The sequence below is a fragment of the Streptomyces sp. NPDC002032 genome (assembly GCF_042890765.1).
GTDB lineage: Bacteria > Actinomycetota > Actinomycetes > Streptomycetales > Streptomycetaceae > Streptomyces.
The window spans coordinates 62,849-74,693 of sequence record NZ_JBIASM010000027.1 but is presented as its reverse complement, the minus strand read 5'-3'; the positions used below and the strand labels follow the sequence as shown (position 1 = coordinate 74,693).

Here is an 11,845-nt window from a genome sequence, read left to right as displayed (position 1 = left end):
GCCGGCGGGTGGAGCACCCGTGCCGTCCGGCGACTCATCCAGTTCTACAGACGGCCCGCCGCCCTGGCAAAGACCCCGGATACTAGCCACCCTCGGAGAGCGGGACCCCCGGCCCGGCGGTGCGGCCGGTGCGCGGCGGGGCCGACAGGGCCTGCGGAAGCTACTATCCGGGATCGTGTGTGACGTGGGTCCTATGGGGCGCCTCACCCCCGGAGCCCCCGGATCTCACCCGGAGTGAGCGGCCGTACGCGCCCGGAGCGGCTGCGCGGGGTGTCAGCCGATCAGGCGGCGGCGCCAGTCCAGGGGGGTGACGGTGAGGGCGCGGCCCGGGTCGTGGTCCCACTCGACGCCGAGCCCGACCGCCCGGAGGGCGGCCACGACCTCGTGGCCGATGGCGACGGTGGTCTCGGACGAGCCGTCGAAGCCGCCGTAGAGGAGCGTCAGGCCGCCGCCGGCCGCGGCGGAGTCCGTGCACTGGGTGTGGAAGTAGACGAAGCCGCGGGCGTCGGGGCCGCTCTCCCCGCCGATCTCGGAGTCGCCGCAGCCACGGCAGCAGGTGAAGTGCTCGCGCGCGGTGATTCCGGCGTCGCTCAGGGCGGTGAACGCGCGGGTGAGCCGCTCGGGGTCGGTCTCGCCCCGCCAGGGGGCCTGCTCCGCGACCCGCTCCAGCCACAGCCGGTCGGCCAGCGCCTGCGCCTGCTCGCGCGAAACGGGCCTGCGGTCCCGGGTGACCAGGTAGTCCTCGGCGAGCTCGGCCAGTTCGGCGCGGGTGGCGTAACCGGCGGCCAGCACCTCGCGGACGCGCCCCTCCAGGACCGCGAGCTCGTCCCCGCCGAGTTCGAGCGGCGGCGCCTCGCGGGCGGGGCCCGTGTCCAGCAGCGACCAGCCGAGACCGGCTCCCCAGCCGGCCTCCTGGCGGGCCCAGCCGGTCAGCGCCGCGATCACGGTCCCGGGCCCGTCGGCCATGGTGCGGAAGTGTCGCCCGGGGCCGCCGTCGCGGTGCTCCAGGGTGTAGTCGCCACCGGATTCGTGCCACACCTGGGCGAAGACGTCGGGCAGGTCGGGTATCCGCTGGACCACCAGGAACCGGTCGCCGTCGCCGCCGATCCGCCCGACCAGCGCGGCCAGCTCCTCGGGGGAGGCACGGACGTGCCGCTCCCCGTTCTCCGTCATCACCATGATCTCGAGCATGCGCCGACTCTGGCACACCCCTCCGGCAGCCGGGACGACGGGTCCCTACGGGGACGGGGACGGCGTCGGCGGGGTCCAGGCGGGGTCGCGGCCGCTCAGGCCGACGGTCCGGGCCAGCAGCGGGGCGTCCTGCGGGACGGGCACGACGGGGCCGAAGATGCCCCCGCCGCCGTCCGCTTCCCCGGCGGCCGCCAGCAGGAACGCGTGCGAGGCGTGCAGCGCCGCCGGGTCGGGCGCGTAGCCCTGGCCGGTGGAGCGGGCCAGGTCCCAGCCGTGCACCACCAGCTCGTCGGCGGCCACCGCGGCGGCGACGTCGCCGGGCAGGTCCACGCCGCCCGCGCGGGTCAGGCCGGCCCAGGCGGCCGGGTCCCTCCAGGCTTCGGCCAGCTCGTCCAGGATCCGGGGGATCTCCTCGCGCCAGCCGGCGGGCAGCGGGGGCAGCACGCCCGGGCCGGGGGCCGTGTCCGTCGTGGGGCCCAGGTCCTTGCGGGCGGCGTCGCGGAAGGCGACGGCGAGTCCCGCGAGGTGGGCCAGCAGGTCACCGACGGCGTACTCGGGACAGGGCGTCCGGTCCGTGAGGCGGGCGTCCGGGACGCCCGCCGCGAGAGCGGCCACGATCCGGGCCTGGGGGCCGAAGTCGAAGGCCGTCGGTTCCGTCGTCGGTTCCGTCGTCTCTGCCATCGCTCGCTCCTCCGGGTCGTCCGTCGTCCCGTACCACCAGGCAGAACCGGGCGGCGGCCTCCGCCCCACCCCCACTCTCCCGCGCCGCGGTACCCCGCGCAGCTCTTGACCGTATGAAGAGGTCTCTCTAAATTTGGAGCCCTCTCCAAGTTTTAGGGGTGTGGGCGGGATGCGGGCGGGTGGCGTGGAGCACGGGCTGCGCGAGCAGCACAAGGCCCGGCGGCGGGCCCGGATCCTGGAGGCGACGCGCGAGCTGTTGCGGGAGGGCCCGGAGGCGGCGATCAGCACCGAGCGGATCGCCGCGCGGGCGGAGGTCGCGCCGGCCACCGTGTACAACCTGATCGGGCCGCGCGAGAAGATCTGGGAGGCGCTCGCCGCCGCGTTCGCCGACGAGCTCGACCGGCGGCTGGCGGCCCCGGAGCCGGAGCCGGGAGACGGCGGCCCGCGCCGGGTCGTCGTGGCGACCGTCCGGCTGTTCGTGGCGGACCCGGTGGTCTCCCGCCGCATGGTGCGCGGCTGGGAGGACAGCGGCCTCGTCCTCCACCGGGGTCCGCTCCCCCGGCTCCGCCGGGCGATGGCGGAGGAACGGACGCGGGGGCTCCTGCGCCCGGACATCGACACGGACGCCCTGGCCGATGTGGTCGCCACCTCGTGCGTGGGCGCGCTGCACCAGTGGGTCGCCCATCTGATCGACGACGACCGGTTCCTCGCGCGCGCCCTGTTCGCGCTGGACGTCGCTCTCGCCGCGGCGGCCGCCGATCCGCACCGCGACCGGCTGCTCGCACCGCTGCGCCTCCGGACCGGAGTGGGCGAGGCGGGCGGCAGGGCCGAGGCGGGGGGCACGGCATGACGGCCGGCGCGGCAGCGCCCCGCACCCGCCACTTCGTGGGCGGCGACGGGATCCGGCTCGTCGCGGAGGTGTGGGGCGAGGCGTCCGCGCCGCCCCTGGTCCTGTTGCACGGCGGCGGCCAGACCCGGCATTCCTGGGGCCGGACCGGCCCCCGGCTGGCCGCGCTGGGATGGCGGGTCGTGGCCCCGGACCTGCGGGGACACGGCGCCAGCGGATGGCCGGCCGACGGCGATTACGACCTCGGCCGGTACGCCGAGGACGTCCGGGCGCTCGTCGCCGCACTCGGCGGCCGGCCGGTGCTCGTCGGCGCCTCGCTCGGCGGGCTGAGTGCGCTGCTCGCCGCCGGAGAGCCGCCGGGCGCGGCGGTGCGCGCCCTGGTGCTCGTCGACGTCGCGCACCGGCCGGATCCCCGCGGGTTCCACCGGATCGCCGCGTTCATGCGCCGCCACGCGGACGGGTTCGCCGAGATCGGTGACGCGGCCGTGGCGGTCTCCGCCGGGCTGCCGCACCGGCGGCCTCCGGACGGGCCCGAGGGGCTGCGGCACAACCTGCGGCGGGAGGGTGACCGCTGGGTCTGGCACTGGGACCCCCGGATGCTGGACGCCTTCGAGGGGCGGATGGACCCGCCCGGCATGGCGGAACGCCTCCTCGACGCCGCGTGCCGGGCCGACGTACCGGTCCTGCTGGTGCGCGGCGGGATCAGCGACGTCCTGCGCGAGGACGTCGCCGAGCAGTTCTGCGAGCGGGTGCCCGGGGCTCGGCGCGTCGATGTGGCCGGCGCGGGGCACATGGTGGCGGGCGACCGGAACGAGCACTTCATCGATGCGGTCGTCCCGTTCCTGGAGGAACTCGAAGAAAGAAGGAGCGGGGACCTGAGGGACCGGAGGGACTGAAGGGACCGGAGGGACTGAAGGGACCGAAGAGATCGAACGGCTAGAACAGGCCGAACGGCTGGAACCGCTCGAACGGACCGGCTCGCGACCGGCTGACGGTCGGGTGATCCTACGGCGCGCTCCCGCCGGCGGGACGAGTGTGGCCGATTTCCCTCCCCGCCCTGTCCGTTTCCCTACCGTGGGGACGTGTGCGCCGCGGGCTCCTTCCGGGACGGCGCGGCGCGGCTCCGGGGAGGGGATGCGGCATGTCGACGTGGAACGGCATCGGAACCAAGTACCTGGGCTTCGGCCGACGGCAGTCGGACGGGAGCCACCACGCCACGGAATGGTTCGTGATCAGCTACATGCCGGTCGTGCCGCTGCGCCGGTACCGGCTGTTGGTGGGGGCGACGCAGTACGTGCCGGGCGCCGTGGGCGGTGGTACGTCGACCACCCCCTATCACGTCCTGGAGCGGACCCGGTTGCGCGTGCTCGACGTCCTGGCCACCTACCTGGCCTGGTGGGTGGCCGGTCCCGCCCTCGTCCTCGGCCCGTTCTTCCTCATGGCCCGGGTGGCGCCGGACGCCGGGCGGGGGTCGGCGTTCTGGAGCGGGGTGGTCGTCATCGGCGGGCTGGTCTGGGTCGTGGGCCTTCCGGTGCTGCTCATCTCCCGGACCCGGCGCTGGCGCGGACTGCCCTGAGCGGCGCCCCGGCGCGGAAAACCGGCGGGGCCGGGAGCGTGGTGCTCCCGGCCCCGGGGGGTCAGACCAGTTCGGGTTGTGCTTCGCGGCGGGGTTGCGGCACGGGGGCCGAGGCGGGGGTGCGGTCCCAGACGCGGGTGGTGCGGACGTAGCCGTAGATCACCGAGGCCGTCGCCAGGATGATCAGCGGGCCGAACAGCCAGCGGTGCTCGGCCATCGTCACCGGCAGGTAGCGGTACGAGGCCAGGAGCGCGGCGAAGACGGCGGTGCCGTAGCCGGCCAGCCGGAGGCCGCGCCGGTCCCAGCCGCGGTCCAGCGAGCGCAGGCCGATCTCGATGGTCAGGGTGAACACCACGCCGGCGACTATGTCCGCGCCGTAGTGGTAGCCGAAGCCCAGGGTCGCGCCGAGGGTGGCGATCAGCCAGAACGTGCCCGCGTAGCGCAGGGCGCGCGGGCCCTTGCGGGAGTGCACGAAGATCGCGGTGGCCCATGCGGTGTGCAGGCTGGGCATGCAGTTGCGCGGGGTGATCTCGTCGAAGGGCATCGGCCGGGGGGTGCCGAGCGGCGGCGGCGTGTTCGGCCAGAGGTTGGCCACCGCCCAGTGCCCGCCGTCGGCGCCGTAGGCCAGGATCGGTCCGACCACCGGGAAGATCATGTAGATGCCGGGTCCGAGCAGGCCGATCACCAGGAAGGTGCGCACCAGGTGGTGGCGCGGGAAACGGCGCTCGGCCGCGACGTGGCGCAGCTGGTAGAGGGCGACGGCGACGGCGGCCACCGCGAGCTGGATGTAGACGAACTCCAGGACGTGGGCGCCGACGGTGCCGGTGGCCTCGACGATGCGGCCCGCCAGCCAGGACGGGTTGCCCAGCGCGTGGTCGGCCGTCGCCACGTACTGGTCGAGCACCATCGGACGGGTCTTGGAGGTGATCAGCAGCCAGGTGTAACCGGTCTTGCGGCCGGCCACCAGCAGCAGGGCCAGCCCCACGCCGCCCAGCAGCAGGCGGCGTTCCCGTCCGGTGCGGCGCGTGAGGGCGATGACGGCGCAGGCCAGCGTCACCCACAGGGCACCGTTGCCGTACATCATCTTGGCGTCGACGGCCCAGCGCACCAGCCAGAAGACGAGGTCGATGCCGACGGCGGCGCCGAGCGCGATGAAGCGCTGGCGCCAGGTGAGGACCACCATCATCAGGGCCATGCCGGCGTAGAGCACCGTGCCCGACTTGGGGGCGAAGATCACCTCTTGCGCCTGGGCGGTGACCGGACCCGGCTCGCCGTACCGGCGCGCGGCGATCTCCAGCGCGATCAGGAACGCGAGGGTCACCACGCTCGCCGCGGTCCACAGCACCACGCGTGGCCGGCGCCAGGCGGTGGTGGTGGTGTTGCCGTCTGTTCGCGAAAGCACTCGCGTTTCCCTAGATTTCAATTTTCAGCCGATTAATCGTTTTGTCAGCACGGTAGCCGCGAGCTCGAACATGTTAACGGAGGGGTGGGAGGCGCCAGACGCCCGGAATCGGCCGAACCGCGTCGGCGGGGCGGGCGGAAGCGCGGTGACAGCGCGCGGGGACAGCGCTGTGGAGCGCGGGAAGGCGCGGCGGGGTCGTGCCCCGCACAGGTCCGCCCCGGCCGTCCGGGGCGGGACATGGCTCCGCCCCGCTTCCGCCCCGGTCAGGGACCGGAGGAAGGGGAAGCGGGGCGGCGTCGGGTCAGGCGACCGTGGGCTCGGCCGGGGTCAGACCACGCTGGGAGCGGGGGGTCTTGAGGCCGACCTTGCGGGGCTCGATCGTGCGGGGGTCGACCGCTTCGCCCGGAGCGCCCTCGCGGTACAGGCCGTTGGGCTCGGCGTCCCGGTCGTGCGGGAGGAGGTAGAAGACGCGGCGCTTCTGCAGACCGCTGTCGGGGTCGGCCTCGGCCGTCGCACCGAGCTCGGTGAAGCCGATCATGCGGCCGTCGCGGTAGTAGCGCGGCCTGCCCCGGCGGCGCGGGGTCTTGTCGAGGGCCTGGCGCACGTAGTCGAGCTCTTCGGGGTCCTCCAGCCACACCACTTTGACCTCGTGGGCGAGATCGCTCGGTTCGAGCAGCGAACTCATAGCCTTCGTCCTTCCTCGGTGTCACGTCTCACCCTAGAAGCGGGGCGGTCGCGGACGGCTATGGCGGCGGCAGTGCGGTGCCTGGCGGTGGTCTGCGTCCATCGTAGAGGGGTCGCCGGGCTGCGGACAGTACGTCGGGTCGGTTCACCCACGGGGGGACCGGTTCGCCGCGTCGGGCGCGAGGGGCTCCTCGGCGAGCAGGGCGAGGCCCGGATAGAACTTCTGGCCGTTCGAGCGGAGCATCTCGCTCGGCGAGGAGAGACCGGCCTCGGCGCGGATCCGGGTGGCGAAGGCGCGGGTGGTGGCGGGGCGCAGGCCTTCGCCCTCCTGGCACCAGACGCTGTACGCGCGGTAGAGGGCGCCCTGCTCGACCCGCAGGTCGCGGGGCTCGGAGAGGTCCGGTCCGGCGGCCGTCGTACAGCACTCGGCGAGGAAGCGTCCGATGTGGTCCTCGGTGGTGGCGTACGCCTGGGTGGCCGTACGGACGACGGTGGGGCCGCCCAGGGAGGGCTTCGTCGCGAGGTAGGCCATGGCGCCGTCGACCATCCACTGGAGGATGCCGGGGCCCTCGTCGGCGACGAGTTCCTCGGCCAGGTTGTCGATCTTGCGGTGGTCGGGGACGACCCGGTCGAAGGGGATGAGGCGGATGCGCCGCCAGAAGGCGTGGCCGCCGGTGCCCACCTCGGGGCGGTGGTTGCCCAGCAGCCACAGTTTGTGGGTGGGCTCGAAGCTGAAGTAGTCCTGCCGCATCCGGCGGGCCTTCAGGCGGTCGCCGCCGGTGAGGAGCTTGACGCGGGCCTCGTCGAACTTGTCGTGGGGCTTGAGCTCGCTGCAGACGAACAGCCGCCGGCCGTGGAGTTCGGTGAGCTCGGTGGAGTGCTCGTTGAACTTGCCGCGCTCCATCAGGAAGCCGGGCGGGGCGACGTCCGCGTAGTCCCCGAGGATCTTGATGACCACGTCCATGAGCGCGGACTTGCCGTTGGCACCGATGCCGTACAGGAAGGGCAGGACCTGGCCGCCGACGTCGCCGGTGATGGAGTACCCGAGCAGGAGGTGAAGGAAGTGGATCATCTCCTTGCCCTTGTCGTCACCCCCGAAGGTCTCGGTCAGGAACCGCTCGAAGCGGGGGGTGGGAATGGGCTGGGGCGCCACGTAGGTAGCCCTGGAGTGCAGGTCGCGGCGCGGGTCGGGGGCGCGCAGGGCGCCGGTGCGCAGGTCGACCACGCCCGCCGGGGTGCACAGGGCGTACTTGTCGCCGTCGAGGGAGTCGGGGTCCAGGGCGAGTTCGGGCGAGGCCTTGGCCTGCGCGAGCATCGCCTTGACACCTGAGGTGGACATGGCGCGCTTGCGGTGCTGGGTGAGCTCGCGGTCGGTGAAGAGCCCGCGCGGGTCGTGCAGGGGCATCTCCTCGGCCATGTCCCCGGCGGCCCAGACGGCCGCCTTCTCGCCGCCGGTGCGCTTCCAGCGGTAGACGTCCCACACGTACCAGCCGAGGCCCTCGACGTGCCGGAAGCGGTGGCTGTGGAGGTGGGCGAAGAGCTTGGCGTTGCCGCGGTCGGACAGGTTGGCCAGCAGGCCGGACTGGACGTAGTCGCCGGGACGGGAGCGGGCGGGGGCGGCCACCTGCTGGACAGCCTGTTGGGCGGCCTGCTGGGCGGGCAGCTGGGCCTGGGCGGCGTCCGGGGCGGGGTCCGCGGTGAACACGGCGAGCTGCTCGGCGGCGGCGTGCGCGTCGAAGCCGGTACTGCCTGCGCTGCTCATGAACGTCCCTCGGGGTGGATCGGGCGGGTGCCGCCGGCGCGGAGTGCGGAGTCGATGACGAGCTGGTTCCTGCGGCTCTGGTGGGGCCGCGCGGCGTCGGCGGCCGCGGCCAGCAGGCCGGCGCAGTCGGCGTGCTGGAGGTGCCCGGCGGCGGCCAGGCCGCCCGCCGTGAAGGCGGCGCGGTTGAGCTTCTCGGTGAACGCGGTACCGCTGGGGGCGGACGCGCAGGCGCGTACGGCGTCCAGGAGGGGCCGCAGGATGCGGTGGGCGTCCCGGCCCTCCCCGCGGGGCGTCAGGGGCCGTACGGGGCCCCGTGCGGCCCCTGACGGGGTTCCCGGCGCGGCGGCACCTCTGGGGCCGCGTAGGGGCTCTCGTAGGGGATCCCGCGCGGGACGGGCGGCGTACGGTGCGAGGGCGTGGCCGGTACGGGTCAGCTCGGCGCCGAGCCACAGGGGCAGCGGCGCCGGGGTGCGGGCCCCGGGCAGCGCCTCGTACGGCCCGGCGGCGGTGCGGGTGCCGGGCGCGACGATGTAACCCCCGCTCGCCCGTACGTCGACCTGCCAGGCGAGCGCGACGCGCGCCCCGGAGCCGCTGGAGGAGCGGAAGCGCGGGCTGCCGAGGGGCAGCCGGTACCAGACGTGCAGACCGCCCGACGGGGTCCGCACGCGCAGGGTGGCCGTGTCCTCGGCGGGGTGGGGCCGCGCCCGGTGCGCGGCGAGCAGGGCGAGGGTGTCGTAGCCGGAGGTCAGTCCCGTCAGGTCGACGCGGTCGTCGATCGGGATGCCCGGCAGGAGGCGGTCGCGTGCGGGGACGGGCGCCCCGTGGGCGTCGACGTCGAGGACGACCAGCCCGGCCGGACCGCAGGAGACCCCCACCCCGGACCGGGGCTCCACGCGCCACCAGGTGGCGAGCACCTCGGGGTCGGTGGTCGCGGCGTGGAAGCCGTGGCACCAGCCGTGGCCGGCGTGGCAGGGGCAGGCGGCGGGCGGGTGCGGGTCGGTGCGGCAGCCGGGGCAGTTCGGGGGCGGGGTCTTGGCTCCGGGGGCGAGCGGATGCACCGGATAGCCGCGCGACGCGAACCAGCGCGCGACGCCGAGCCGCTGCTCAGCCGTGGCGGAGGCGGCGTGAGGCGGGGTGGCGGGATCGGCTGGCACGTTCTGCTTCCTCGACGGGGCACCCTGCGATGTCAGTGGTCCAGTGCGGTCTTTGACGGGCGGTTCGGGCCCGTTCGGTCAGGGACCGAGGGACTGAAGGGACCGAACTTTCACTATGCCGGAGCCTAGCGCAGCAGGCTGACAGGAACCTCGCAGGTCGCGTGGCCTCTCATGAGTTTTACAGTCCCTTGAGTCCCTTGGGGTGAGGGTTTTGTGCGCTCCGGCTCCCGGGGGCCCCTGCGGCCGCCCCTCGTGCCGCTTCGGTCCCTCCGCCCGGGAGGGGGCCCGGGGCCGGCCCGGAGCCTCCGGAGCCGCGAGGCCCTTTTCGGGTCCCTTTCTCCACCCCTCCCCCTCTCCACCCTGACCAGGGTCCGAACGGCCGTCGTGCACGCTTCGGTCCCTGACCCTTTCAGTCCCTGCCAAACCTGCAGGTCAGCGGGGTTTCCGCCGTCCCCCAAGGGACCGAAGGGACTCAACTTCGCAGTTATAACTCAAATATGGCACTACAAGGTTCATACGCCCGCGCATACGCACGCACACATAAAGTCTGGAAACAGGAAAGTTGAGTCACTTCAGTCCCTGGCCATGCCATGAAAACGGCTCTGACCTGCGGTTTCAGTACAGGGACCGAAAAGGGAGGGACTGAACGACGAGGGGCTGAAACAGACCCGAAGCAGTGGGCAGACGCTGCCGGCTCCGGCGTGTCGCCTCAGGGACCGAACGGAGCGCCGGGGAACGGCCGAGGGACGGAGGGACCGAAAGGACCGGCAACCGGAGAGGGCGAAGAATCCGTCACCTTGCGGGCGCCCGGGAACACGGTCGGGGGACGTAATCGATGACAGCTGTGTGCAGACCGGGCCCGGCGGATATACTCCGGGGACCAACTGTTACTCAGGCGCGGAAGGCCCCTCCACCATGGTGGAGGGGCCTTCTGTCTTGTCCGGGGTTCCGGAGGATGCCTACGGGTCCCCACGGACTCCGACGTCTTCCGACGGGTTCCGCGTTGCTCAGGCGACCTGGAGCTTGGGCCGGCCCGTGGGGGTGGGCGGAGCCTGGTGGTAGGTGGGCAGCTTCAGGTTGGGCAGGTCCCCCGCCTGGATGCGGACGAGCGCCGTACGGAACGCCGCCTCCATCGCCTCCGGTCCCTCGTACTTCGCCGCGAGCGGGTGCAGCCGGTAGGAGTTGCCGTTGCGCTCCTCGCTGCGCGGGCGCAACACGATGTTCAGGTCGCACAGCGGGGCCATGAGCCCGCTGACGGCCTGGGGGGTGACCCCGTACTCGGCCGCCATGTCCTTCTGGCGGACCGGCAGCGCTCCCCCGAAGTCGCTGCGGGAGACGAGGTACTGGAGGAACTTGACGGCGGACCCTGAGAGCGGCAGGGCCCAGATGCGCTCCGCGACGATCGGAGACATGACGTTAGCCATGGGATGGCCTTCCTCGTGAACGGTCGCCCGTGCGTGGGCCTGACAGCACTATCACCCGGTACGCCTCCTTCCGGGAGCGGGAACCTCAACTCCGAAGTCGAGGTCGAGCTGCTCCTGGTGGGCTCCCTCCGGTCCCAGCGCGTACGGGAACGACTCGGGGTCGTTGCCGTGCTTCTCGGCGATTTCCGCGAGAACCTCCTGCTGGGCGGTGCTGTTGCCCTGGAACCACAGACGCACGTTGATCTGGATCCGGCCGTTCCCGGCCTTCTCCACCCAGTTGTAACCGCACAGTGCCTGGACGGCACGATTGACAGTCGAACGAGTGATCATCTTGCCGCCCTTCTGCGCGGCGATCTTGTTCAGCCCGTCGGTGATCTCCTGCTGCGTGTACTGGGTGATGCCCGTGCCCGGCACCTGCCCGCCCGCGACGAACAGGAAGACACACAGCTGGGACTTGGTGATGCTGTTGGCCACGGCCAGTTGGGCCAGGAGCTGGGTGAACCAGTTGCTGGCCAGGCTGTAGCCGGAGCCTCCGGCCATGTCGTGGACGGATCTCGGGTCCGCGGCGTATTCGAGATGGACGCCCTTGAGCCGGCGGCGGCCGCTGGGATCGGCGACTTGCGCGACCTGTTCTCCGAGTTGCTGACCGAGGACGGCCAGGATGTCTCCGTACTCGGCGTCGCTGCCCGCGGTGGCGGGAACGGGAACAGGCCGGGGCCCGCGCTGTCGACGACGGGCGGGCGGATCAGATGTCACAGGACCTCCTTGTTACTCAGGCGGTCCGAGACTATCCAAAAAATCAACGAGGGCTTGTCTTTTGACGCGTCGGCGCGCCGCAACGACGGTCTTGCACGACCCCTCCCCCGCGCCTGCGCCGAAACTACACGACTGATGGACTTATTTTGCGGGGAGGGCCCGAAAGTACACCGCTCCTTGAGTTCGGTTGTCGCGATGGCGGCACACCTTGTTCGAGCCGGAGGGGGTGCGCGAGGCGCTTCGGCGTTTCCGGCCAACGCTCTGACCTGGGGTGTTCCAGGAGGGATCGGCGTCCCGAAAAAATCCACGGGTGCTTGAGTTTTCCGCCAAATGTGCTCGCTGGGTACACACTTGGGGTGGCGAAATGT

General features: G+C 72.7%; 11 protein-coding genes. 3 read left to right on the top strand and 8 right to left on the bottom strand.

Features of this window, described 5'->3' with window-relative positions; genetic code table 11:
• Window positions 1–273 precede the first annotated feature (273 nt).
• Both ACFYYT_RS34635 and ACFYYT_RS34630 read right to left on the bottom strand, forming a co-directional pair.
• Complete coding sequence (locus ACFYYT_RS34635; RefSeq protein WP_351820708.1) at window positions 274–1,191, bottom strand: DUF6891 domain-containing protein; 918 nt, start codon at window positions 1,189–1,191, stop codon at window positions 274–276.
• A gap of 45 nt (window positions 1,192–1,236) precedes the next feature.
• Window positions 1,237–1,872 carry a TIGR03086 family metal-binding protein gene (locus ACFYYT_RS34630; protein WP_351820711.1) on the bottom strand — a complete coding sequence of 212 codons (636 nt, stop codon included), beginning with the start codon at window positions 1,870–1,872 and terminating at the stop codon, window positions 1,237–1,239.
• 169 nt (window positions 1,873–2,041) lie between these two features.
• Between ACFYYT_RS34630 and ACFYYT_RS34625 the strand changes: the two genes are divergently transcribed.
• The 3 genes from ACFYYT_RS34625 to ACFYYT_RS34615 all read left to right on the top strand — a co-directional run bounded on the left by ACFYYT_RS34625 (window position 2,042) and on the right by ACFYYT_RS34615 (window position 4,295).
• On the top strand, window positions 2,042–2,722 hold the full coding sequence (locus ACFYYT_RS34625) for a TetR/AcrR family transcriptional regulator (protein WP_351820714.1): 681 nt from the start codon (window positions 2,042–2,044) through the stop codon (window positions 2,720–2,722).
• The gene (locus ACFYYT_RS34620) at window positions 2,719–3,615 is read left to right on the top strand and encodes an alpha/beta hydrolase (protein ID WP_351820717.1); all 897 of its coding nucleotides are present in this window, start codon (window positions 2,719–2,721) and stop codon (window positions 3,613–3,615) included. The genes ACFYYT_RS34625 and ACFYYT_RS34620 overlap by 4 nt, the downstream gene beginning before the upstream one ends.
• A gap of 245 nt (window positions 3,616–3,860) precedes the next feature.
• Window positions 3,861–4,295, top strand: coding sequence for a hypothetical protein (locus tag ACFYYT_RS34615; RefSeq protein ID WP_351820720.1), 435 nt, complete (start codon window positions 3,861–3,863; stop codon window positions 4,293–4,295).
• 61 nt (window positions 4,296–4,356) lie between these two features.
• Here ACFYYT_RS34615 and ACFYYT_RS34610 read toward each other — a convergent pair whose 3' ends face one another.
• The 6 genes from ACFYYT_RS34610 to ACFYYT_RS34585 all read right to left on the bottom strand — a co-directional run bounded on the left by ACFYYT_RS34610 (window position 4,357) and on the right by ACFYYT_RS34585 (window position 11,477).
• The gene (locus tag ACFYYT_RS34610) at window positions 4,357–5,697 is read right to left on the bottom strand and encodes a phosphatase PAP2 family protein (RefSeq protein WP_388610495.1); all 1,341 of its coding nucleotides are present in this window, start codon (window positions 5,695–5,697) and stop codon (window positions 4,357–4,359) included.
• A 301-nt stretch (window positions 5,698–5,998) separates the two neighbouring features.
• Window positions 5,999–6,382, bottom strand: coding sequence for a DUF6009 family protein (locus ACFYYT_RS34605; protein WP_351820723.1), 384 nt, complete (start codon window positions 6,380–6,382; stop codon window positions 5,999–6,001).
• A 144-nt stretch (window positions 6,383–6,526) separates the two neighbouring features.
• Window positions 6,527–8,143: a phage/plasmid primase, P4 family gene (locus ACFYYT_RS34600; RefSeq protein WP_351820726.1), complete on the bottom strand. Its 1,617-nt coding sequence runs from the start codon at window positions 8,141–8,143 to the stop codon at window positions 6,527–6,529.
• Complete coding sequence (locus tag ACFYYT_RS34595; RefSeq protein ID WP_351820781.1) at window positions 8,140–9,201, bottom strand: bifunctional DNA primase/polymerase; 1,062 nt, start codon at window positions 9,199–9,201, stop codon at window positions 8,140–8,142. Before ACFYYT_RS34595 ends, ACFYYT_RS34600 begins: the two co-directional genes overlap by 4 nt.
• A gap of 1,103 nt (window positions 9,202–10,304) precedes the next feature.
• A complete protein-coding gene (locus ACFYYT_RS34590) occupies window positions 10,305–10,721 on the bottom strand; it encodes a hypothetical protein (RefSeq protein ID WP_351820729.1) in 417 nt (138 codons plus the stop codon).
• A 51-nt stretch (window positions 10,722–10,772) separates the two neighbouring features.
• Window positions 10,773–11,477 carry a hypothetical protein gene (locus ACFYYT_RS34585; RefSeq protein ID WP_351820732.1) on the bottom strand — a complete coding sequence of 235 codons (705 nt, stop codon included), beginning with the start codon at window positions 11,475–11,477 and terminating at the stop codon, window positions 10,773–10,775.
• Between the last annotated feature and the right edge of the window lie 368 nt (window positions 11,478–11,845).

What these genes read in the sequence shown, in the direction of transcription:
- ACFYYT_RS34635 (WP_351820708.1), bottom strand. Translation starts at nt 1,191, where the DNA reads ATGCTCGAGATCATGGTGATGACGGAGAACGGGGAGCGGCACGTCCGT.
- ACFYYT_RS34630 (WP_351820711.1), bottom strand. Translation starts at nt 1,872, where the DNA reads ATGGCAGAGACGACGGAACCGACGACGGAACCGACGGCCTTCGACTTC.
- ACFYYT_RS34625 (WP_351820714.1), top strand. Translation starts at nt 2,042, where the DNA reads ATGCGGGCGGGTGGCGTGGAGCACGGGCTGCGCGAGCAGCACAAGGCC.
- ACFYYT_RS34620 (WP_351820717.1), top strand. Translation starts at nt 2,719, where the DNA reads ATGACGGCCGGCGCGGCAGCGCCCCGCACCCGCCACTTCGTGGGCGGC.
- ACFYYT_RS34615 (WP_351820720.1), top strand. Translation starts at nt 3,861, where the DNA reads ATGTCGACGTGGAACGGCATCGGAACCAAGTACCTGGGCTTCGGCCGA.
- ACFYYT_RS34605 (WP_351820723.1), bottom strand. Translation starts at nt 6,382, where the DNA reads ATGAGTTCGCTGCTCGAACCGAGCGATCTCGCCCACGAGGTCAAAGTG.
- ACFYYT_RS34600 (WP_351820726.1), bottom strand. Translation starts at nt 8,143, where the DNA reads ATGAGCAGCGCAGGCAGTACCGGCTTCGACGCGCACGCCGCCGCCGAG.
- ACFYYT_RS34590 (WP_351820729.1), bottom strand. Translation starts at nt 10,721, where the DNA reads ATGGCTAACGTCATGTCTCCGATCGTCGCGGAGCGCATCTGGGCCCTG.